General features: G+C 57.1%; 18 protein-coding genes. 10 read left to right on the forward strand and 8 right to left on the reverse strand.

Features of this window, described 5'->3' with window-relative positions:
• Nucleotides 1-66: 66 nt before the first annotated feature.
• The 6 genes from K7J14_RS10450 to K7J14_RS10475 form a co-directional block, all read right to left on the reverse strand.
• Nucleotides 67-735 carry a hypothetical protein gene (locus K7J14_RS10450; protein WP_230755951.1) on the reverse strand — a complete coding sequence of 223 codons (669 nt, stop codon included), beginning with the start codon at nucleotides 733-735 and terminating at the stop codon, nucleotides 67-69.
• A 145-nt stretch (nucleotides 736-880) separates the two neighbouring features.
• Nucleotides 881-1,867 carry an aldo/keto reductase gene (locus tag K7J14_RS10455; RefSeq protein WP_230755952.1) on the reverse strand — a complete coding sequence of 329 codons (987 nt, stop codon included), beginning with the start codon at nucleotides 1,865-1,867 and terminating at the stop codon, nucleotides 881-883.
• Between the two features lie 65 nt (nucleotides 1,868-1,932).
• On the reverse strand, nucleotides 1,933-2,874 hold the full coding sequence (locus K7J14_RS10460; RefSeq protein WP_230755953.1) for a metal ABC transporter solute-binding protein, Zn/Mn family: 942 nt from the start codon (nucleotides 2,872-2,874) through the stop codon (nucleotides 1,933-1,935).
• A gap of 609 nt (nucleotides 2,875-3,483) precedes the next feature.
• A complete protein-coding gene (feoB, locus tag K7J14_RS10465) occupies nucleotides 3,484-5,859 on the reverse strand; it encodes a Fe(2+) transporter permease subunit FeoB (protein ID WP_230755954.1) in 2,376 nt (791 codons plus the stop codon).
• Nucleotides 5,856-6,092, reverse strand: a complete 237-nt coding sequence (locus K7J14_RS10470; protein ID WP_230755956.1) for a FeoA family protein — start codon at nucleotides 6,090-6,092, stop codon at nucleotides 5,856-5,858. The genes feoB and K7J14_RS10470 overlap by 4 nt, the downstream gene beginning before the upstream one ends.
• 85 nt (nucleotides 6,093-6,177) lie before the next feature.
• The gene (locus tag K7J14_RS10475) at nucleotides 6,178-6,393 is read right to left on the reverse strand and encodes a FeoA family protein (RefSeq protein WP_230755958.1); all 216 of its coding nucleotides are present in this window, start codon (nucleotides 6,391-6,393) and stop codon (nucleotides 6,178-6,180) included.
• A 263-nt stretch (nucleotides 6,394-6,656) separates the two neighbouring features.
• On the opposite strand from K7J14_RS10475, the gene K7J14_RS10480 reads away from it, so the two are divergent.
• The 10 genes from K7J14_RS10480 (at nucleotide 6,657) to gnd (ending at nucleotide 17,784) form a co-directional block, all read left to right on the forward strand.
• The gene (locus tag K7J14_RS10480) at nucleotides 6,657-7,679 is read left to right on the forward strand and encodes a LacI family DNA-binding transcriptional regulator (protein WP_230755960.1); all 1,023 of its coding nucleotides are present in this window, start codon (nucleotides 6,657-6,659) and stop codon (nucleotides 7,677-7,679) included.
• 2 nt (nucleotides 7,680-7,681) lie between these two features.
• Nucleotides 7,682-9,205 (forward strand): ABC transporter ATP-binding protein, encoded by a 1,524-nt coding sequence (locus K7J14_RS10485; RefSeq protein WP_230755961.1) that lies wholly within the window; start codon nucleotides 7,682-7,684, stop codon nucleotides 9,203-9,205.
• Nucleotides 9,202-10,260: an ABC transporter permease gene (locus K7J14_RS10490; RefSeq protein ID WP_230755962.1), complete on the forward strand. Its 1,059-nt coding sequence runs from the start codon at nucleotides 9,202-9,204 to the stop codon at nucleotides 10,258-10,260. Before K7J14_RS10485 ends, K7J14_RS10490 begins: the two co-directional genes overlap by 4 nt.
• A gap of 2 nt (nucleotides 10,261-10,262) precedes the next feature.
• Nucleotides 10,263-11,210: an ABC transporter permease gene (locus K7J14_RS10495; protein WP_230755963.1), complete on the forward strand. Its 948-nt coding sequence runs from the start codon at nucleotides 10,263-10,265 to the stop codon at nucleotides 11,208-11,210.
• A gap of 23 nt (nucleotides 11,211-11,233) precedes the next feature.
• Nucleotides 11,234-11,896, forward strand: coding sequence for a deoxyribose-phosphate aldolase (deoC, locus tag K7J14_RS10500; protein WP_230755964.1), 663 nt, complete (start codon nucleotides 11,234-11,236; stop codon nucleotides 11,894-11,896).
• Nucleotides 11,897-13,051, forward strand: coding sequence for a phosphopentomutase (locus K7J14_RS10505; RefSeq protein ID WP_230755965.1), 1,155 nt, complete (start codon nucleotides 11,897-11,899; stop codon nucleotides 13,049-13,051).
• A gap of 57 nt (nucleotides 13,052-13,108) precedes the next feature.
• Nucleotides 13,109-14,434, forward strand: a complete 1,326-nt coding sequence (gene deoA, locus K7J14_RS10510) for a thymidine phosphorylase (protein ID WP_230755966.1) — start codon at nucleotides 13,109-13,111, stop codon at nucleotides 14,432-14,434.
• Between the two features lie 144 nt (nucleotides 14,435-14,578).
• Nucleotides 14,579-15,670 carry a BMP family lipoprotein gene (locus K7J14_RS10515; RefSeq protein WP_230755968.1) on the forward strand — a complete coding sequence of 364 codons (1,092 nt, stop codon included), beginning with the start codon at nucleotides 14,579-14,581 and terminating at the stop codon, nucleotides 15,668-15,670.
• Nucleotides 15,671-15,805: 135 nt separating this feature from the next.
• A complete protein-coding gene (locus K7J14_RS10520) occupies nucleotides 15,806-16,339 on the forward strand; it encodes a DUF308 domain-containing protein (RefSeq protein ID WP_230755969.1) in 534 nt (177 codons plus the stop codon).
• Nucleotides 16,336-17,784, forward strand: a complete 1,449-nt coding sequence (gnd, locus tag K7J14_RS10525; RefSeq protein WP_230755971.1) for a decarboxylating NADP(+)-dependent phosphogluconate dehydrogenase — start codon at nucleotides 16,336-16,338, stop codon at nucleotides 17,782-17,784. Before K7J14_RS10520 ends, gnd begins: the two co-directional genes overlap by 4 nt.
• Nucleotides 17,785-17,874: 90 nt before the next feature.
• On the opposite strand, the gene K7J14_RS10530 is transcribed toward gnd, so the two are convergent.
• Complete coding sequence (locus K7J14_RS10530) at nucleotides 17,875-19,896, reverse strand: beta-galactosidase (protein WP_230755973.1); 2,022 nt, start codon at nucleotides 19,894-19,896, stop codon at nucleotides 17,875-17,877.
• A 50-nt stretch (nucleotides 19,897-19,946) separates the two neighbouring features.
• Nucleotides 19,947-21,980 carry a glycosyl hydrolase 53 family protein gene (locus tag K7J14_RS10535; RefSeq protein ID WP_230755975.1) on the reverse strand — a complete coding sequence of 678 codons (2,034 nt, stop codon included), beginning with the start codon at nucleotides 21,978-21,980 and terminating at the stop codon, nucleotides 19,947-19,949.
• Between the last annotated feature and the right edge of the window lie 8 nt (nucleotides 21,981-21,988).

Raw genomic sequence — 21,988 nt, forward strand, 5'->3', positions numbered from 1 at the left:
AAAAAAAACCGGAGTTGCGCTGCAGCTCCGGTTTTTCATTTTTAGGGACTTGTACGTCCCGGACACTTACTTCTTTTCGGTCAGTTTGCCCTTGATGGTAAGCACGCCCTTCTTGTACGCGAACGCGAGATCGCCTTCGTACCAGCGGGAGGCGGCGGGATCTTTAGCGTCGGCTACGAGAGCGATTTTCGACCAGTCGAGATCGCTCATGTTCTTGGCGTCTCCGCCTTCTTTCACGAATTCGGGCTTAAGGACGAATTCGCCGCCGACATTGTCGGCAAGGCCCTTCGCGAATTTCGCGCCGGTCAAAAGATTGAAGCGGCCCTTGGCGTCGGTTGTCAGTTCATAGGCGGTTCCGCGGTGCACATAGCGCACGGTGAGAGCCTTTCCATTCTCCGTCACCTTCAGATCATCGTGGGTAAAACCGGCGAAGTCGTATACGGGAAACAAGAGAAGTCCGCGAAGGCCGACGGGAATCGCGGCTTTCTTGGTGGCGGCGTCGTCGTAGCGAACCTTGTCGAAACCGGCAGTGCTTCCTGCGATGCTCGCTCCGGAGGCCGCGTCGAACTTGTCGGCGACCTTCTGGCTTCCGAGAGTCCAGTTAAAGAAGTTTCCAGCGTCGGCCGCGAGAATATTCATGCGAGCGTCAACTGAAGCGTTTTGAGCAGTCGCGGCGGGAACCGCTACCAGAGCGAGAACGGCTAATACAGCCGCGAAACGAGAAATTTTATTCATTCAAGAACCTCCAAAAAATAAAAGTGTTTCACTAGGATAACTATAACTATCCGCGATATATCTAGTCAATAGAATTAATATAAAAATATCGATAAAAGAAGTACTGCTGTAAAAATAGAGTCCTGCTTAATACACCGAAACTCCGTTACCAGCGCTGATGCACGAGAGGTTTGATATCCACCTCGTAAATCCGGCGTATCTGGGTATGCTCAGCCTGCGGCAGATGCTCGGCTTCCGAAGCAGCGCAATTTCGGGGTATCTGGTCGGGCCGGGAAGCTCCCGGGATGACGCAGGATACTTCCGGATGGTCGAGGATCCAGCGGAGAGAGCGCACCGCCATTGACGGTTCGGGAGGGAATATCTCTCGCAGGCGTTCGACGGCGCGCAGGCCGTCCGGAAGAGGAACGCCCGAGAAGGTCTCGCCCTTGTCGAAGGATTCTCCGTTGCGGTTGAAGGTTCTGTGATCCCCTGCTTCGAACACGGTCGCTTCGGTCATTTTTCCGGCCAACAGGCCGCTCGCCAGCGGAACGCGGACGATGACTCCGATGTTTTTTGCGGCGGCTTCCCGAAAAAAGAGCTCGGCGGGACGCTGGCGGAAAATATTGAAAATGATCTGAACGGTGTCGACATTCGGGTATTCTATCGCCTTCAGCCCTTCTTCCGCCTTCTCGACGCTTACGCCGAACCGGTCGATCTTTCCCTCGTCGCGAAGCCGCTCGAATTCCTCGAAAATTTCAGGCCGATAGTATACGGAAGTCGGCGGGCAGTGAAGCTGAATCAGGTCGAGCCGCTCAAGGCCGGTATTGCGGAGGCTATCTTCCACGAACGAGCGGAGAGAAGCGGGAGTATAGGATTGATCGGTATGAGGATTTAACCGGCGGCCGCATTTGGTGGCGAAACGGACCGAGTCCCTGTGGCGGCGAACGAAACTTCCTACCGAAGCTTCGCTTTTTCCGTCGGAATAGACATCGGCCGTATCGAAAAATGTAATGCCCTGCTCGAGGGCTGTTTCAAGAACGGCTTCGGCCGTCTTTTCGTCGTACGGCTTTCCCCAGCCGCCGCCGAGCTGCCAGGTTCCAAGCGATATTTCCGATACCTTGAAACCGGTTTTTCCCAGGTTACGATATTTCAAAGCTGCCTCCTTTTACGCTTCAGTGTAATGCCGGCGATGCGGAGGCGTCAAATCAGGATGCGTTGTTATTGAAGAGCCTTCGAAAGTTCATTGCCCATCAACTCGATATTCGAGAGCCAATCGGGCGAAAGAGGATCGAGATACACCACCCTCGCCCCGACTTCCCTTGCGATGCGCTCGGCGGCGCTTACCGGAAACTGTTTCTGCACGAAAATCGCGCGGGTGTTCTCTTCGCGGGCGCGCGCTATGAGTTCTGTAAGGACGCGGGGAGTAGGCTCCTTTCCGCCGGTTTCGACTGATTCCTGCCCGATGTCGAACTCGTCGAGAAAATATCCGAATGAAGGGTGAAACACCAAGACCTCCGAACCGGCGAGCGGAGCGAGATCCTTGGAAAGCTTCGCGAATACAGCGTTGATTTCGGCGGTCAGAGAGTCGTAGTTCGCCGCGTACTGCGCGGCTCCGGCGGGATCGATCTTGGTAAGAGCGACGCGGACATGAGCAGCGAGAATCAGGGCAGGCTCCCTGCCGAGCCAGGTATGGCGGTCTATGCTGCCCGGTTGATCGTGATCGGCGGAAGCATCCTCGTTTGAATGGCCGTCGTCATGATCTTCTCCCTCTTCGTCGTGATGATCGTGCCCCTCCATCGAACGGAACGTCACGCCCCGGGTTCCGTCAACCTGGACCAGCGAAGGAAACTGTTTTGCAATTTTCGGCTGGAGGCCTTCTTCGAAATCCGTTCCCGAGAGTATCCACAGCGAGGCCCGGGCGAGATCCGCCATCTGCCGGGGAGTCGGATCGTAGGAATGGGGGCTCTGTCCCTGGCCGACCAATACGAGCACGTCGAACCGGTCTCCCGCGATCCGCTCAACGAAGTATTGCTGCGGAAGTATGCTCACCGCGACGAGGGGCTTAGAAGCTGCCGGCTGCGAATCGGCGTTTCCCGCGGCGTATGCGCCGGTTGCCGCGATAAAAAGAAGAACTGCTATAAGAAGACGATAATTTTTCATGAGTATCTCCTGCTCGAGAAGATACTCAGCATTAACAAAATTTGCAAGTCATTTGCAAAATATTTAAGCATGCCAGGAATGTCGCGCAAGAAAAGCCGGTCGTTCCGGACCGGCTTTTCTATCTGAGCTAAGCAAGCATTCTCGAAGAGAAAGCTTACGAGGCGCGAGCTCGCGGTGTTGCGCGCGAGCTCGCGGTGTTGCGCGCGGGCTCACGGTGTTGCGCGCGAGCTCACGGTGTTGCGCGCGGACTCGCGGTGTTGCGCGCGGGCTCACGGTGTTGCGCGCGAGCTCACGGTGCTGCGCGCGAGCTCACGGTGTTGCGCGCGGGCTCACGGTGTTGCGCGCGAGCTCACGGTGTTGCGCGCAGGCTCACGGTGTTGCGCGCGAGCTCACAGTGTTGCGCGCAGGCTCACGGTGTTGCGCGCGAGCTCACGGTGCTGCGCGCGGGCTCACGGTGTTGCGCGCGAGCTCACGGTGCTGCGCGCGAGCTCACAGTGTTGCGCGCAGGCTCACGGTGTTGCGCGCGAGCTCACGGTGCTGCGCGCGGGCTCACGGTGTTGCGCGCGAGCTCACGGTGCTGCGCGCGAGCTCACGGTGTTGCGCGCGAGCTCACGGTGTTGCGCGCGCAATCGCCGGCTTGCGATTCGCTCGTCCCATCCAGGCGAAAATTCCGACAACAAGAACAAGGAGCGCGCAGGCGAAGACAATCCAGAATGCCTGTCCGCCCGAGGCGATCTGATAAAACAGAGTCGCGACGATCCAGGCGAGCACGGTTAGATACGTCACTGATACGGCTCCGAAGACCGGACCGATTTCCCTCACGATAGCCCCGAGCGCCGCGAAGCAGGGGAAATAAATCAGGATGAACAACAGGTACGCATAGGCCGCGGCCGAGTTCCCTCCGAACGAATTTCTCAGGCTCGTAAACAGGCCTTCGTCGGCCTCGATCTCCTCCGCTATCGTCGATTCATCCTCCGAAACAAGGGACATGCCGGCAGGATCGCGCAAGGTTCCGGCGAGACCCGACAGCCCTTCCGGAATCGAACGGAAGGCCGCCTGAAGCTCCGACATGAGGCTCCATGATTCTTCCGGCGCTGAAGATTCCGCCGTTTCAAGACCATCCGCGCCCGAAGAGGGATTCTCGTCTGTTTCGGCATCTAAAGCGGGCACGGCCATTTGGCCGTACAGACCATTGAGAGTTCCGACGACAGCTTCTTTCGCGAACAAACCGGTGAAAATGCCGACCGTAGCGGGCCAGTTGTCGGCGCTGATGCCCATCGGAGCGAATACAGGCGTGATGGCTCGGCCGACTGAAGCGAGGACTGAAGATTCGGTGTCTTCGTTGCCGATTGAACCGTCTGTTCCGATAGTGTTGAGCATTCCCAAAAGAGCGACAACGATTATGATGACCCGGCCGGCGCGAACGACGAAAGACGACAAACGCGACCAGGAATGTCGGAGTATCGCTCCGAGCCGGGGCAGGTGCCAGGGGGGCAGTTCCATCACGAAGGGAGCGGGTTCGCCCTTGAAGAGGGTGTTCTTCAGAAGAAATCCGGTGAGAACGGCGAGGACGATGCCCGTCAGGTACAAACTCAATACGACGAGTCCGGAAGAAGCGCCGAAAAAGGCCGCGCCGAAGAGCGCGTAGACGGGAAGCCGGGCTCCGCAGGACATGAAGGGAACCATGAAAACCGACAGATATCTGTCGCGCTTGTTTTCAAGGGTTCGGGTCGCCATCACCGCGGGCACCGTGCAGCCGAAACCGACGATCATCGGGATGAAGGCTTTTCCGGGAAGGCCGATAGCACGCAGAGCGCGGTCCATTACGAAGGCGGCCCGGGCCATATAGCCTGAGTCCTCGAGCAGGGACAGCATGAAGAACATCATGAACATGATGGGGACGAAGGTGGAAACAGTCTGAATGCCCGCGCCGACCCCGTTTGCGAGAAGGGCGACCAGCCAGGACGGAGCGCCGCCGCTTTCGAGAAGGAGGGCGAAGCCGTCGACGAATACTGCTCCGAAAAGAATATCGAAGAAATCGATGAATGCGCCGCCGAAATTAATAACCACGGCGAACAGAAGATACATGACGCCGAGGAACAGGGGAATTCCGAGGAAACGGTTAAGAACGAGGCGGTCCAGACGGTCGGCGGCTCGCGCCGAAACCGGCCTGCTTGTTCGGGATGCTCCCGAAGCCGACGCGATGGTTTCATATTTAGCCGAAGCGATGACGGAGTCCGGGGTATCTCCCTCAGCGCTTTCAATTTCCTTCATAGCCCTTTCGATATCCTCGGAGGAAAGTACTCCGGCATCCGCAACGCGCCCGGCGAGGAAGGAATCGCCTTCGAGCAGTTTTATCGAAAGCCAGTCGGGATCGGCCCCGAGACTCGAAGCCACAGGAGCAAGAGCTTCTTTCCACGCAGAAGCCGCTGCGGTTATTGAAGTCGGATACGGAACGATAAGCCGGGAAGGAGAGATCGAGGATGAATCCGCAGCGATCGTCTCGCGCACCCGTTTGACGTCGTCGGCATTAACGGCGCTTATCGCCATAACCGGAACGCCGAGGGATGCAGACAAGGCAGAAGGATCGATTTTGATGCCTTTTTTTTCGGCAAGATCCATCATATTAAGAACGACGATCAGAGGAACGCGCATTTCTATCAGGCTGAGGGTGAGGAAGAGATTCCGTTCAAGATTGGAAGCGTCCACGATGTTCACCACCAGGCCGGCTTCATTGGACAAAAGATAATCTCTGGCTGCCCGTTCGTCGTCAGAATGGGAGGAAAGCGAATAAATTCCGGGAAGATCTACTATCGTGTAGTTTTTTCCGGCATGAGGCATGTCGCCGGTCTTTTTTTCCACTGTTACGCCGGGCCAGTTGCCCACACGCTGGCGGCTGCCGGTAAGCGCGTTGAAAAGGGTTGTCTTCCCCGAGTTGGGGTTTCCGGCGATCGCTATGGTCAACGCCTTGTTTCCGTCTTTCATCCAAGCCTCCGAATTTCGAGCACGTCCGATTCAGCTTTGCGGAGGCTTAACCGGAAACCTCTCACTTCGATTTCCACGGGATCTCCGAGCGGAGCCACGCGAAGAACCTTGAAGGGAGTTCCCTTCGTCAAGCCCATCGCGAGCAGTTTGTCGCGGTACACCGCATCTGAACGGGAGTAGCCGGCGACTTCTCCGGTGCTCCCGATTTCCATATCCTTCAATTTCAGATCCATATCGTAATCTCCTTGCGAGAATAAATTACCCAAAGCTAACAAACTGATGAAAAAAAATCGGAAACACTCGTTTCCGATTACAAGCCTAGCGCACGATCACCTTTCCGGCGATGCCGCGGCCGAGCATAACGCGGCTGCCGAGAACTTCCAGAAGCAAGGGGCCGCCTCCGGCCTTCTCCAGCATGCGCACGGGAACGCCGGGAACAAGACCGAGCTCCAAAAGATGTTCGCGGGCGCCGCATCCGCCTTCGACCCGGACAACAACACCGCGTTTACCGTTCTCAAGTTCGCATAAGCCCATGATGCCCTCCCTATTCCGAGAAAGTCCGCTGTTTCAGAAGACCTTCTATGTTTACTATAACTAACATAAATTGAGACAACTTTATCGAAAAAGTTAGATTAAGTCAACATAAATTCGCATACTTTCTGATATCAAGAATGCTTCTGTCTGAGTCTGTCAAATCGCCGATGAAACAGATCGATATAAATCTCGATAGTTTTGATTGACAGCCCGTAAAAACCGGATTATTCTCAAGAAAAGCTTTTCTTGAGGAGTAAATCCGGATGAATATCAAGGATGTGGCGAAGATGGCGGGAGTTTCGATTTCCACGATTTCGCGCGTAATAAACAACTCCGCCTACGTCAGCCCGGATATCAGGGAACGGATCGAAAAAGTTCTTGCCGATACCGGATACCGGCCGAACTCCCTTGCAAAAGAACTCCTCAGCCATAAGACGAATACCCTCGGCGTCATGCTCCCCCGCATCGACCTGGGAACTTTTTCCGCGATCTTCGACGGAATCTCCGCGGTGGTCACCGCCAACGGATACAATATCATTCTGGCGAATACCTACGACCGCAAAGAAGAGGAGCTGCACTACCTCGATCTGTTTCATGCGAAGCGAGTAGACGGAATTCTGTACTTCGCGACAGGGATCGACGACGATCATAAAAGGGCGATCTCGAAACTGAGGATGCCGGTGGTGATCGTCGGACAGTCGGGAATACAGCTTGAATGCCCAGCGGTGCGAGTCGACAACTTCGGGGCCGCGCGTACCATGGTGAATCATCTAGCGGATTTAGGACACCGGCGCATCGGTTGCATTGCCGTCGGGGATCATGACGAAAACATCGGAAAACTCAGACGCGAAGGATATCGGGCGGCCCTCGAAGATTCAGGCATTTCCTACGATCCTGAACTGGTAGTCACGGGAGACTTCGAGTATCCTTCAGGAAAGAAGGGAGCCGAAAAACTGATGGAGGACGCAGAAAAGCGGCCTACCGCGATATATTGCATTACGGACCGGCTGGCGATCGGAGCGATAGCCTGGCTTACGACGCACGGATACAAGGTTCCGGAAGACATTTCCGTAGCCTGCGTCGACGATCCGGAAGTTCTCGCGTATTGCAACCCGCCGATAACGACGATGAGCTTCGACTATACCGGCACGGGAAACCGTGCAGGAAAGCTCATGGTGGATATAATTAATGGAAAGGAAGCCGGCCCTCTCGAGGTCGTCATGCCCTATACAATGCGGATCCGGGACAGCGTCCGGCCGCTGACTGCGCGCGAGCAGGAGGAGTGAAGATGGAATATGTGGTGGAAATGCTCGGAATTACCAAAGATTTTCCCGGCATCCGCGCGAACAACAACATTACGTTGCGGCTAAAGAAGGGAGAGGTTCATGCCCTCCTGGGAGAGAACGGAGCGGGTAAATCGACCCTGATGAGCATTCTCTTCGGTCTGTACCAGCCCGACGCGGGAACCATTAAAATCAGGGGAAAAGAAGAACGAATCGACAATCCCAACGTCGCAAACGAGCTGGGAATCGGAATGGTGCATCAGCACTTCAAGCTGGTCCACAATTTCACGGTAACGGAAAACATCGTTCTGGGCATCGAGCCCCGTAAGGGACTGTCTCTGGATCTGAAGGACGCCTCCGAAAAAATCCGGAAGCTCTCGGCCCAGTACGGTCTCAACGTCGACCCCGAGGCGCGCATCGAGAACATCTCGGTCGGCATGCAACAGCGCGTGGAAATTCTCAAGATGCTCTACCGGGACGCGGAAGTCCTCATATTCGACGAACCGACCGCGGTTCTCACGCCGCAGGAAATAGACGATCTTCTGAAAATCATGCGGAACCTCATAAGCGAAGGCAAGTCGATCATTCTCATCACCCACAAACTGAGGGAGATCAAGGCGATCGCCGACCGCTGCACCGTCATCAGGCTCGGAAAATACATCAATACCGTCGACGTGCGCGACACCAGCGAAGCCGGAATGGCAGAGATGATGATCGGACGCCAGATATCCTTCGAAATACCGAGAGCCGAATGGAAGCCCGGAGAGGTAATTCTGGAAACGCGCGATTTGAGCGTCATGAACGCGCGGAAGGTTCTCGGCCTCAAGGATTTTTCCATCGAACTCCGCGCCGGCGAAATTCTCGGCATCGCGGGAGTCGAAGGGAACGGCCAGACGGAGCTTGTCGAAGCGATCACCGGCCTGCGCAAGCCTGAATCCGGCTCGATTTTCCTCAAGGGAAAGGACATCACCGGTTATTCGATCCGCGACCGGATCGAAGGCGGCATCGCTCATATACCGGAAGACCGGCATAAACGGGGACTCGTGCTCGATTATTCAATAGAAGAAAACTGCATACTCGAAACTCACCGGGAAGCCCCCTTCTCAAGGAAAGGCTTTCTCAATCATCAAGCGATACGGGAAAACGCGAACCGGATCATCTCGGACTTCGACGTGCGCTCCGGAGAGGGTGCGGTAACGCCGACCCGCAGCATGTCCGGAGGAAACCAGCAAAAGGCCATCATCGGCAGGGAATTCAACCTGAATCCGGATCTGTTGATCGCAGTCCAGCCTACCCGCGGACTCGACGTGGGAAGCATCGTCTACATCCATAAACGGCTCATGGAGCAGCGGGATTCAGGAAAGGCGGTACTGCTGGTGTCGCTCGAACTCGACGAGATCCTGGATCTGTCGGACCGCATTGCGGTCGTCTGCCACGGCGAACTGGTCGCGGTGGTGAACGCAAAAGAAACGAATGAAAAGGAAATCGGTCTCATGATGACCGGAGTGCGAAAGGAGGCCGTTAAATGAGACTTCGAGTCAATAAGGACTTTTCGGTAGGCATCATATCAGTCCTGCTGGGTCTCCTTGCCGGAGGAGTGCTTATGATCTTTTCTGGAAACAATCCCCTTGAAGGATACCGGTATCTGTTCGCGGGCGGACTGATGAACTCCGAACGGGTGGGAAACACGCTCGCGATGGCGACTCCCCTCATCCTCACCGGACTTTCGGTTGCGTTCGCATTCAGAACCGGTCTCTTTAATATCGGAACTCCCGGCCAGGTAATCGCCGGAGGGCTGACCGCGACGGTCATCGCCCTCACCGTCCAGATGCCCCGCCCCGCCCTCCTCGCCTTCATGCTCGCGGCGGCCCTCCTCGCGGGAGCCGTCTGGGGCATCGTTCCCGGATTGCTGAAAGCCCGCTTCAACGTGCACGAGGTCGTCTCCGGAATCATGATGAACTGGATCGCCTACTGGATCGCCTATTACTTCATTCCGGCCTACTTCAAGGGAAGCTTCGAAACAGAATCGCAGCATATACCGAAGATCGCTTCGCTGAAAACGGATTGGCTCACCGGGCTTTTCGCGGGGTCCTACATCAACCTGGGAATTTTTCTCGCGGTCATAGCGGTTGCGATAATCGCCGTAATCCTCAAGGAAACCGTTCTGGGCTATCAGCTCAAGGCAGTCGGTTTCAACCGCCACGCCGCCGAATATTCAGGAATCAGCGTGAACCGAAACATCATACTGTCCATGATGATTGCCGGCGGACTTTCCGGCCTCGCGGGCCTCACGCTCTACACGGGATACACCTCGTCGTTCCAGATCGGAGTCATGCCGAGCCAGGGATTCGACGGAATCGCGGTGGCGCTTCTGGGAGCGACCTCGCCGGTCGGAGTCGTGGGAGCAGCCCTCTTTTTCGGCATACTGCAGTCGGGAAAAGGCTTTATGAACGCGATGACCGATATTCCCGCGGAAATCGGGGACACCATCATCGCCTGCATCATTTACTTCGCCGCGACCAGCGTGCTGATCAACAATCTGATGAACGCATTCGCGAAGAAATTCGCGAAGGGAGGAAACTGACCATGTGGCACATTATATCCACCATATTTCCCTATGCAGTCGCGTTCGCGATGCCGCTTCTCATCACCTCCCTGGGAGGGCTCTACAGCGAACGGAGCGGAGTCGTCAACATCGGTCTCGAGGGGCTCATGGTCATCGGAAGCTTCGCGAGTTCGATCACGACGGTAGCCCTCTATCCGGTAATGGGGACGGGCGCAGTCTGGGTAAGCCTGATCGCGGCGATGGCCGCTGGAGCCCTCTTTTCGCTCCTCCATGCCTTTGCGAGCGTGAGCCTCAACGCGAACCAGGTTATCTCGGGAACCGCCATCAACATGATAGCCGGCGCCCTGACCATCTACCTTGCGCGGGCGATTACCGGCTCTGGAAATATCCAGATCCAGCAGGGGCTTCCCCGCATAGACATCCCCGTCCTGGTGCATATTCCGCTGCTGGGGCCGCTGTTCTTCAAGCAAACCTACGGTTCAACCTGGCTGATTCTCTGCATTCTCGCGGCAGCCGCCTGGGTGCTCTATAAAACGCCCTTCGGCCTCAGGCTCAGAGCCTGCGGAGAACATCCCCAGGCCGCTGACGCGGCGGGAATCAACGTGTACCGGATCCGCTACGCCGCCGTCATGATCTCCGGCGCGATGTCCGGGCTCGGCGGAGCGGCGATTCTGGTGACCTACGCCGGAGAGTTCAGCGGGTCGGTCGCAGGAATGGGATTTCTCGCCCTCGCCGCCCTCATCTTCGGACAGTGGAAACCGCTGGGCATTCTGGGAGCTACCTTCTTCTTCGGTTTCGCGGCGACGCTCGCAAATGCTTCGCAGGCGGAGCCCGCCCTGAAAGTGATACCGGAAGTAGTTCTGAAAGTATTCCCCTACATCGTCACCCTGTTCGCTCTCGTGTTCTTCTCGCGAAGCACCCAGGCGCCCCGCGCGTCCGGCGAACCCTTCGAAAAGGGAAAACGATAAATCTTATTTTTAGGAGACAGTACATGCAATTGAATATGTATATCGATCATACGATCCTGAAGGCTTCCGCGACTGAAGCCGACGTCCAGAAAATCTGCCATGAAGCGAAGGAATTCAAATTCTGTTCCGTTTGCGTAAACTCCGGCTGGGTTCCGTTCGTAAAGAAGGAGCTCGCGGGTTCCGGCGTCAAAGTCTGCGCCGTCGTCGGCTTTCCGCTCGGCGCTATGTCCATGGGAGCCAAGGTGTTCGAAGCGAAGCATACCGCAGACGCTGGAGCCGATGAAATCGACATGGTGATCAACGTCGGCCTTTTAAAGTCCGGACACGACGACGCCGTGCGCGAGGAAATCCGCGCGATTAAGGAAGCGATCGGAACGAAGATTCTCAAGGTTATAATCGAAACCTGCTATCTGACCGACGACGAAAAGAAAAAGGCCTGCAAACTTTCCGTGGAAGCGGGAGCCGACTTCGTGAAAACATCGACCGGCTTCGGAACCGGAGGAGCGACCCCCGAGGACGTCAAGCTCATGCTCGACGAAGTGAAGGGCAAGGCTCTGGTGAAGGCGTCCGGAGGAGTCCGCGACGCGGAAGCCGCGAAAATGTATATCGACATGGGCGTCCGCCGGCTCGGCACGAGCAACGGCATCCAGATCGTCTCGGGCGAAACCGCCAAGGGCGGATACTGAATGGCGGGAATCGATAGAGTAATCATCGTCGTCCTCGACAGCGCCGGGGTCGGCGCCCTGCCCGACGCGGCGCTCTACGGCGACGAAGGGGCGAACACGCTCGGCCATATCGGAGATGCCGGACCTCTTGCGGTTCCGAATATGGAAGCGCTCGGACTGGGAAACATCATACCGATCCGCGGAGTCTCTCCACGCGCAGAGACGCAAGGAGCCTGGGGAAAGGCGGGATCGCTCACCAAGGGAAAAGACACCACTGTAGGCCACTGGGAAATCGCGGGCGTGGTAATGAACGAAGCGCTTCCGACCTGGCCTGAGGGCATCCCGCCTGACGTCGCCGAGCAGTTCGAGGCGGCGATCGGCAGAAAAACGCTCGGACGAACGGTAGCTTCCGGCACTGAAATCATCGATCAGTTCGGAGCCGAGCATGTGCGGACCGGCTTCCCGATCATCTATACCTCGGCTGACTCCGTGTTCCAGATCGCGGCTCACGAAGAGGTTGTTCCGCTCGAGACGCTGTACGACTGGTGCAAAACGGCCCGCAAAATGCTGAACGTCGGGCGCGTCATCGCGCGGCCCTTCGTCGGGAAACCCGGATCTTGGCAGAGAACCGCCCATCGGCACGACTATTCGCTGGAGCCTCCTCAACAAACGATGCTCGACAAGCTCGTCGAAGCGAAGCTTCCGGTTGTCGGAATCGGCAAAATCTCAGACATCTTCGCCGGCAGGGGCATCACGGAAACGCATCCGATTACGTCGAACTCGGACGGAATGGACAAAACCATCAACCTGGTGGCCAAGGGCGGCAAGGGACTCGTATTCACCAACCTCGTGGACTTCGACATGAAGTTCGGCCACCGCCGCGACGTGGACGGATACCGCCGGGCGCTGGAGGACTTCGACGCCGAGCTCGCGAAGCTGCAGGCTGTGATGAAAGACGGCGATCTGTTGATCATCACCGCCGACCACGGCTGCGACCCTGCCTTCAAGGGAACCGATCATACCAGGGAGTACGTTCCTATTCTCGCCGCGGGCAAGCGCGTGAAGCCGGGAACGATAGGAACGCGAAAATCCTTCTCGGACATTGCCGCGACGACGGCGGAGCTTCTCCTGGGCTCGAAGGAAACCGGAAGCTTCGCACGGGAAATTCTGGGCTGACGGCCCGCATTGATACGTTTATTACTCGCGAGGCCGAAAGGCCGAAGGAAAAAGCCGATGTTTTTACCTCAGGAAACCATACGAAAAAAACGGGACAAGATTGCCCTGTCGAAAGAAGAAATACAGGATTTCATCGCCGGCGTGACGAACAACTCCGTAAGCGAAGCGCAGATCGCCGCTCTTACCATGGCGGTGTTTCTCAACGACATGACGAGGGAAGAGTGCGTGCACCTGACCCTGGCGATGCGCGACTCGGGACAGGTAATGGAGTGGAAGAGCTTGAATCTTCCCGGCCCTGTCATCGACAAGCATTCCACCGGAGGAGTGGGAGACACCGTATCCCTCATGCTCGGCCCTCTGTTCGCGGCGGCCGGCGGATTTAATCCGATGATATCGGGGCGAGGCCTCGGCCATACGGGCGGAACCCTCGACAAGCTCGCTTCAATTCCCGGCTACAACCCCTTCCCCGATCCGGCGCTTCTGGCGAAGACGGTCCGCGAGGCGGGAACGGCGATTATCGGACAGACGGGAGCCCTCGCTCCTGCCGACAAGCGAATCTATGCCGCGCGGGACGTGACCGCCACCGTCGAGTCTATTCCGCTGATTACCGCATCCATCCTTTCGAAGAAGCTTGCGGCCGGCCTCGACGCCCTCGTCATGGACGTGAAAACCGGAAACGGAGCCTTCATGCCTACGCAGGCGCGCTCCGAAGCGCTCGCCCGCTCGATCGTGGAAGTGGGAACGGGAGCGGGGCTCGGAGTGAGCGCGCTTCTGACCGACATGAACCAGTCGCTCGCACCCTGCGCGGGAAACGCGATCGAGGTCCAATGCGCCATCGACTATTTGACAGGGAAAAACAAACCGGCGCGCCTTCATGAAGTGACGATGGCGCTCTGCGCGGAAGGCCTCGTCGCGGGAAAACTGGCGAAGACGGTCGAAGAAGCGCGCGTTATTCTGGAAAAAGCGCTCGCCTCAGGCGCGGCAGCCGAGCGGTTCTCCCGCATGGCGAGCATGCTCGGCGGTCCTGCGGACCTTCTTGAGAATCCGCAAAAATACCTTGCCCGCGCGCCGGTAGTCGTTCCCTACGCCGCCGTTTCCGGCGGGTTTATTCGCGGATTCGACACCCGCGCGCTAGGGCTCGCGGTAGTGGCGCTGGGAGGCGGCAGGCTGAGAAGCGACCAGATCATCGATCCGGCCGTCGGCTTGACGGACATTGCGGAACTGGGAGCGAAGGTTTCCAGGGGAGACGTTCTGATGAACATCCATGCCCGATCCCGGGAAGAGGCTGAGGAAGCCGCCCGAATGATCGGCAAAGCGATACACATCGGAGAATCGGCGCCTGAAATGCCGGTCCTCGTCCCCGCGCGCATTACCGCGTCCTGAAGAGGGACGGAAGCCTCGAGTCCGGGGCTCAATCGGCTTGACACGGGATGCAGGCCGAATTAAGATTTTGGTATGTACCATGAAAAGCTTTTCTTGTTTTCCATGGCAACAAATGTACGTGAAGAAGAAAGAGGAGAAAGAGACATGAAGAAGAGCATGCTCGTATGCGCTGTCGCAGCCGCCGCCCTGTTGGTGCCGTCGATGCTGATGACGTCCTGCAGCGGAAAGAAAGAGGCCGCTAAGGAAATGCTGGTCGGTATGGTTACCGACGCCGGAACAATCGACGACAAGTCCTTCAACCAGGGAACCTGGGAAGGCATCCTCCGCGCGGGAAAAGATCTCGGTGTAAAGACCAAGTACCTGAAGCCCACCGGAACCACCGAAGCGGACTACGTTAAAGAGATCACCAATCTCTACGACGCAGGCTACAAGTTCATCGTGACCCCCGGATTCAAATTCGAAACCGCTATTTTCGTGACTCAGGACAAGTATCCCGACGCGAAGTTCGTGCTCATCGACGGCAGCCCCAACAACGGCGCCTGGGACGACACCCGCCAGGAAAAAGTCGGAACAAACACCGTCGCAATCTTCTTCGCGGAGCATGAATCGGGATTCCTCGCGGGTCTCGCTGCAGCCGTCGAACTTAAGACCGGCGACTTCGGCTTCATCGGCGGAATGGAAATTCCCGCTGTTCAGAAGTTCAACTGGGGATTCCAGCAGGGCGTCGCCTACGCGAACGCGAACCTGGGAACAACCGTTACTCTTAAAGCCGAAAACGTCATCTATCAGGGAACCTTCCACGACGTAGCAGCCGGACAGCAGCTCGCCGCACAGATGTACGACCGCGGCGTTAAGGCGATCTTCTGCGCGGCCGGCGGCGTCGGCGTCGGAGCGATCAACGAAGCGAAAGCGCGCGCCGACAAGGGCGTGTGGATCATCGGCGTAGACTCCGACCAGTATGCGCAGGGCGTGTATGCGGAAGGAAAATCCATCATCCTGACCTCCGCCATGAAAGCCGTAGACGTTTCCGCCTTCGACATGATCAAGGCAGAACAGGAAGGCAAATTCCCCGGCGGACAGACCCTCACCTTCTCCGTTGCCAACGACGGCGTCGGCATTCCCCCGGTCAACCCCAACCTCAGCGCGGAAACCGTCGCCAAGGTGGACGAAGTCAAGGCGAAGATCAAAGCCGGATCCTTCAACGTTTCCGCTGTTCAGGGAAGCCTGATCAAGTAACGATTTTTCCGGCATGACCGGACATGCAGTCCGGTAAAAAGGCTGAAGAGCGAAAATTCCTCTTCGGCCTTTTTTTTTGGCCCGGCAATGCGTATTATTAAAGGAGAAAGAAAACAGTTCAACCGGGAGGATTACGTGAAATCATACAGCGTATTGGGGATCATATTCGTATTGACAGGTCTTATCATGCTTTTTGTTCCTGAAGGATTCATTCAGGCGGTAATGGTGAGTTTGGGCGTCGCTGCTTTTTCGAACGGCGTATACATTCTGGTTAAAAGCCGGCATTTAATCGACGCCCGGCCTTTTTTAAACGTCATGACCGTACGGGCCGTATTGAGCATGGTTGTCGGTTTGGTCGCGATAGTCCTTCCCCTCGCGCTGGCGGGCACTCTCTGGCTCATCGTTTCATGGATTCTGGCCGGGTATCTTGTACTCTCGGCTGCCCTTCAAATCTACGGCATTGTAAAGCTTCGCGAGGCGGGAATACCCGCCCCCCTCTTTTATTATGAAACGGGAGTATCCCTCGTTCTCGCGCTGATTCTCTTCTTCATGCCCGGAACGATAGGGATTACGCTGATACGCATCGCCGGGGCGATGGTGCTTCTCGGCGGGATTGGAACCCTCGGCTGGTCCCTGGGTTATTTCGACAGATTCAGGAAAACAATATGAAGGCAGACATAGGATTCATCGGACTCGCCGTCATGGGCGAAAACCTCGTGCTGAACATGGAACATCATGGATTTACGGTTGCGGTTTTCAATAGAACTACCGCAACGGTAGACACCTTCATAAACGGAAGGGCTCAGGGGAAAAAAATCATCGGAACCCGTTCGCTTGCGGAATTGACGCAAAGCATCTCCAGGCCGAGAAAAATCATGATGATGATCAAGGCAGGAGCCGCCGTGGACGCGGTGATCGACGAACTTATTCCGCTGCTCGAAGAAGGAGACATTCTGATCGACGGAGGAAACTCGAACTACGCCGATACCGTGCGCCGGGTCCACAGGCTGAAGGCGCTCGGCATACGGTTCGTAGGCACGGGGGTTTCCGGCGGGGAAGAAGGCGCGCTTAAAGGTCCGTCGATCATGCCCGGCGGCGAGGCCGAGGCATGGCCGGAAATACGGAACATCTTCACGTCGATCGCGGCAAAGGGCCCGGACGGAGACCCCTGCTGCGCCTGGATCGGCCCGGACGGGTCCGGACACTACGTAAAAATGATACACAACGGAATCGAATACGGCGACATGCAGCTGTTGGCGGAGACTTACTGGATCATGAGGGAATATCTCGGCATGAACCACGACGAGATGGCCGACGTATTCTCCCGGTGGAACGAAGGAAAGCTCGACTCCTACCTTGTGGAAATCACCGCGGAAATACTGAGAAAAAAAGACTCGGACGGCGAGCCGCTCGCCCTTAAGATTCTCGATACCGCGGGACAAAAAGGAACCGGAAAATGGACGGGAATCGCAGCCCTCAACGAAGGAACGCCGCTGACGCTTATCACGGAATCCGTTTTCGCCCGCGCACTGTCCTCCCAGAAAGAACGGAGAGTCGCCGCTTCCCGGATATTCCCCGTTGAAAAGAAAACCTTCGACGGAGACAGGAACGCGATGCTCGATGCGCTCCGCGACGCCCTGTACGCCGCGAAAATAGTATCATACGCGCAGGGGTTCGAACTGATAGCGCAGGCCTCCAGGACGAACGGATGGAATCTCGATTTCGCCGGAATTGCCCGGCTGTGGCGGGGAGGATGCATCATACGCTCGGTGTTTCTCGACCGCATCGCTGACGCCTTCACGGCAAATCCCGAACTGTCAAATCTCGTCGAGTCACCGTATTTCTCGGGCGAACTGATCCGCGCGGAAGACGGCTGGCGGAAAACAGCCGCCGCGGCGATATCTGCGTCGCTTCCGGTACCGGCGCTCGCCTCGGCGCTCACCTGGTTCGACGGCTATCGGAGCGCAGAAGGACCGGCCAATTTGATTCAGGCTCAGCGCGATTATTTCGGCGCTCACACCTATGAACGAACCGACGCCGAAAGAGGAAGATTTTTCCACACGGATTGGACGGGACACGGCGGATCCGCTATTTCCGGCTCTTATTCGGTATAACACGCGATACCGCGGCGAGATACAAAAAAAGCCTGCCTGGATCGTATAATCCAGGCAGGCTTTTCTATTCCAGTTTCTAACGGTAAAACGCTAGAGTTTAACGTAGCGTACGGGAGTCATCGATGCAGCGTTGAGCGAACAGGCCCGTCCGTTTTCCATCGGCGGCCAGGTCTCGAGAAACACGCGGTCGTCTTTTGCGAGAGCCTGTATTTCCAGCCGGAGCCGATGAGCCTTCCCCTTTCCAAAACGGCGAAGACAGATGTCCCAATTCAATTCCGGAGCAAGCCAGAAATTATCGGCTATCAGCGAACCCTGCTCGTAAAGCCGGGCGGAATCGCCGAGGTAAGAGAGGGATAAAACCGCGTCGTCGCCGGTCCATTCGGGGACGATGATGTCGTACACTGTTTTCCCGCCCTCGTTCCATAACAGCGAGAATTGCACCGGCGTCGCGGAGCCGAGAGCATCGACGTACGCGTCGCTTCCGTCCTGATAGAGCTCTCCGCTATGCATTACCAGCTTGCCGTCTACCTTCCATGCGTCCAGGGCTTCCTGCCGCGACAGGGTGCGGATGCGGACATCCGCGGGAAGAACGCCGTCCTTAAATCGGTAGAGCTCGCCGGCCTTGCCTTCCTTCAACAGCTTTTCCGCCTGATCGAATGCGGTATAGAACACATACTCGAGGCCTCCGTCCGCTTCGACTACGCACAAGGGCGTCGCGAGAGCCGTTTCCAATACGGCCGAACCGATCTGCATATTGAAGGGCAGGAAGAAGTATTCGCCGTCTCGAACCGTCAAGGGAGGAAACGACAGATCCGTGCCGGGCGCGGCGAAAACCCGCCCTGCATGGTCGTTCTGCTTTTGCCTGCGCTGGAAGTTGTTGATGAATAGATAGCCCCGCCCGTCGGCGCATCTCCAGGAATGCCGCAACTCGGTTCGATTCGCCGGGTACAGCGGATTTTCATCGGGAATACGCGCCGGCATCCGGCAGAGATCCGAACCGAAGTCATGCAAAAACAGGGACAGGAGCTTTATTTCGCGATAGGTGTCGCTGATGCGCCCGTACTCGCCGATAGGCGCGCGGAAATCGTAGGAGAGCTCGGGCAGATCGTTGATCGATCCGGTATCGCGCGTTTCCTGAAGCGTAGTGAGCTTTCCCTTCGGGTTCGTGCCGCCGTGATACATGTAGTAGCCCAGCAAGTTCACCCCGCTGCCCATCTTTGCGAGCGACATCGCGCCGATGTCCCGCGATCGCGCGATCGGACGCCGATGATGGGTCACCTGCAGCCCTCCGCCGAGCTCGGCAGTGAGATACGGAAATTTCTCCAGATCGAAGGTGATGCCCCGGCCGAAGCCGTAGTCGCTTCCGATATTGTGGTCGTTGCGCTCATGAGTGAAGATATAGTTCCCGCTCGGCTCGATATCGGTCAGCCGCTGGTCCCAGGGAGCCTCGCAATAACCGCCCATCACCGGAATCATGCCGCCGGTTACCGCGCCGCCCCAGCCGGTCGCCGTATACAGGGGAACATCGAAGCCCGCGGCCTTCGCCAACCCGGCGAGAGTTCGCATGTGAGACTCGCCTTCTTCTCCGGAAAGGCCGCCGCAATGGCCGAACTCGTTCTCGATCTGAACTCCGATGATCGGGCCTGAGCACTCTGCCCCGGCGCCGGCGAAGCCGTCCTTGAGCATAAGTCCGTGAACCTCGGAAAAAATCTTCTTGTACAGCCGGTCCACTTCCGCGAAGTACCGCTGATCGTTCGCGCTGCGCACCGGAAACGGACGCGCGAGCAGCCAATCGGGAAAGCCGCCGTTGCGCACCTCTGCGTGCACCCAGGGCCCGATGCGAAGCATGAGGGAAAGGCCGCACTCGCCCACCGTCTGCACAAACCGGCGAAGATCCCGGTTTCCGGTAAAATCCCATTCGCCTTCCACCTCTTCGTGGTGAATCCAGATGACGTATGTCGAAACCACATCGACTCCGCCGGCCTTCATTTTAAGAAGCGATTCCTTCCATTGATCGGCCGGAAAGCGCGAATAATGCATTTCTCCCATAATCGGGAACCACGGTTCGCCGTTCTTTTCAAGATACCGCGGGTTGTACGAGTAGCTGTCCATTCGAGTTCATTCCTTATCTTATAAATTGACTACGTAAAAAAAAACGATAGTTATCTGACCGGAGCAAGGAGGAAATCGTCGAGCGATCCCCAGCCTCCCGCGTCGCAGCCGATATAGGCGCCGACCGTTACAGGACCGCCGTCGGCCTGTATCTCCTGGATGACGGGGCTTCTGAAATTCCTCCAGCCGTCCACATCAGTCTCGGCCTTACGCGTTTTCCCTCCGGAAATCGCGTAGATGTACATATTCTGATTTTTTGCGTCTCCGCCGTGAAGGGCTATGGAGAATTTGTAGACGCCGGGCTTGAGATTGCGTACCGTCTGCTCGACCCGGAAGGAGACCTTCCCTTTCGACCAGAAATGGAGCGCGTTTTTACCGCTCTTGGCGTCGGTGAGTTTTTCCTGAACAAACAACTCGGTCGTAACTCCTCCGACGTTTTCGATCTTCCACATCGAAAGATCCTTGTCCTCGAAGCTCGGATTATCGAGATAGTTCGGCTCGACTACTGAGACCAGGGCCGAAGGCGCCGGCGAATCCTGCGAAGCGCCCTCCAAGGCGCCCGTTGCCAGATAATCGCCGAGAGGCGCGCCGCCGATCGTCGAAAGAGGGAACATCTTTCCCGCGTCGGGACCCGAGCCCAGGCGCTTTGCGGACGCATTCCACGAAACAGGCATCGAAACCCGTTCACCGTTGTTCTTGACCACCCATACTTCCGCGGGCATCGCGGCCTTGTCGCCGATGCGCACGCGCACCTTCGCCTCTTCGACGAAATCCGGGCGGACATCCGTTACGGAACCGGTGTACACCAGGCGCCAGACGTCAAGGGACGCAAGAGGCGTGCCGTCGAAGGCGAACATCGCCTGATTATCCCAGCTTGAACCGCCGAAGTATTTTCCGGCGTCCTTCGGATCGTATGCATAGGCATAACTTGAAGCCCAGCCGGAACCATCGCGATCCCAAAGAAGCCGCTGGTCGTCATACGTTTCGCCCGGCACTGGAAGCCACGCGGGCTCCCAGTAGTACACGCCGATTCCCGCCTTTCCGACCGAAGCCACGGCGGCGATGGTTTCGCGCACAGCCGATGCCTGACCCTGAACGGTGATCGGCCACGGCTTTTCGCACATTGTTTCTTCCGAGATCGTGTTGCCGGTTTCGTCGCCGTTTTCATACGTATGCGCGTACGAAACTTCGGCGCACATCACTTCCTTGCCGGAAAGTTCGGCGACGCGCTTCAGCACGGCCGCGAAATTGTCGACCGAACCGTGCCACCACGGATACCAGGAGGAAGCGAACACGTCGTAATCAAGATTCTGCTTTGACAGGATCTGAACATACCGTTCGTACTCGCCTGACTTTTCCGGATTCGTAAAATGCACGGCGATTTTGATGTTCTTCTTCTCTTTCGCCGAAACTTCGCGGACTGCTTTGCTTCCGGCCTTCATGAGCTTCGCGATATTGATCCAGTTGGTCTCGCCGCACATGGCGCCGGTGGTTTCATTGCCGATCTGAACCATGTGAACGTTCACGCCCGCCTTGACAGCTTTTGCCAGACTGGTCTTCGTGTATTCATAGAGGGCATCGGCCTTGGCGTCTATATCCATCCCCGCCCAAGCTCGCGGAGCCTGCTGTTTAGCGGGGTCGGCCCAAAAGTCGGAATAATGAAAATCAAGAAGCACCGGAAGCCCTGCGGCCGCGGCCCGCCTTCCCATAACGATCGCCGCGTCGATGTCGCAGTTGCCGCCGCCGAAGCCCCGGCCCTGATCGTCGAAGGGATTGTTCCACACGCGGATGCGGATGCTGTTCACGCCCGAATCCCGGAGCGTTACGAACAGATCCTGCGGATTGCCGGCCTTGTCCCGGAACACGACCCCGCTTTTCTCGAGCGCTAAAACGCTCGACACATCGACGCCTCGCAGGAAGGCGGCAGGCAGGCCTTCGATCTTTTCCACGAACAATTCCCCCTCCTCGGGGTTTCCTGAGTAGACGGGCAGAGACGCGGCCGCGTTTCCGGAAGAGACGCCGGAGGAAGCGCAGCCGGCGAACGCGACGGCCCCGATGCAGAGAGCGTAAATGGCATGTTTCATAAAAAATC

The sequence above is a fragment of the Teretinema zuelzerae genome (assembly GCF_021021555.1).
Lineage (GTDB): Bacteria > Spirochaetota > Spirochaetia > Treponematales > Treponemataceae > Teretinema > Teretinema zuelzerae.

Bases quoted from the DNA above. Each gene is read 5' to 3' on its own strand.
- K7J14_RS10450 (WP_230755951.1), bottom strand. From the start codon at position 735: ATGAATAAAATTTCTCGTTTCGCGGCTGTATTAGCCGTTCTCGCTCTG.
- K7J14_RS10460 (WP_230755953.1), bottom strand. From the start codon at position 2,874: ATGAAAAATTATCGTCTTCTTATAGCAGTTCTTCTTTTTATCGCGGCA.
- feoB (WP_230755954.1), bottom strand. From the start codon at position 5,859: ATGAAAGACGGAAACAAGGCGTTGACCATAGCGATCGCCGGAAACCCC.
- K7J14_RS10470 (WP_230755956.1), bottom strand. From the start codon at position 6,092: ATGGATCTGAAATTGAAGGATATGGAAATCGGGAGCACCGGAGAAGTC.
- K7J14_RS10475 (WP_230755958.1), bottom strand. From the start codon at position 6,393: ATGGGCTTATGCGAACTTGAGAACGGTAAACGCGGTGTTGTTGTCCGG.
- K7J14_RS10480 (WP_230755960.1), top strand. From the start codon at position 6,657: ATGAATATCAAGGATGTGGCGAAGATGGCGGGAGTTTCGATTTCCACG.
- K7J14_RS10485 (WP_230755961.1), top strand. From the start codon at position 7,682: ATGGAATATGTGGTGGAAATGCTCGGAATTACCAAAGATTTTCCCGGC.
- K7J14_RS10490 (WP_230755962.1), top strand. From the start codon at position 9,202: ATGAGACTTCGAGTCAATAAGGACTTTTCGGTAGGCATCATATCAGTC.
- K7J14_RS10495 (WP_230755963.1), top strand. From the start codon at position 10,263: ATGTGGCACATTATATCCACCATATTTCCCTATGCAGTCGCGTTCGCG.
- deoC (WP_230755964.1), top strand. From the start codon at position 11,234: ATGCAATTGAATATGTATATCGATCATACGATCCTGAAGGCTTCCGCG.
- K7J14_RS10505 (WP_230755965.1), top strand. From the start codon at position 11,897: ATGGCGGGAATCGATAGAGTAATCATCGTCGTCCTCGACAGCGCCGGG.
- deoA (WP_230755966.1), top strand. From the start codon at position 13,109: ATGTTTTTACCTCAGGAAACCATACGAAAAAAACGGGACAAGATTGCC.
- K7J14_RS10515 (WP_230755968.1), top strand. From the start codon at position 14,579: ATGAAGAAGAGCATGCTCGTATGCGCTGTCGCAGCCGCCGCCCTGTTG.
- gnd (WP_230755971.1), top strand. From the start codon at position 16,336: ATGAAGGCAGACATAGGATTCATCGGACTCGCCGTCATGGGCGAAAAC.
- K7J14_RS10530 (WP_230755973.1), bottom strand. From the start codon at position 19,896: ATGGACAGCTACTCGTACAACCCGCGGTATCTTGAAAAGAACGGCGAA.
- K7J14_RS10535 (WP_230755975.1), bottom strand. From the start codon at position 21,980: ATGAAACATGCCATTTACGCTCTCTGCATCGGGGCCGTCGCGTTCGCC.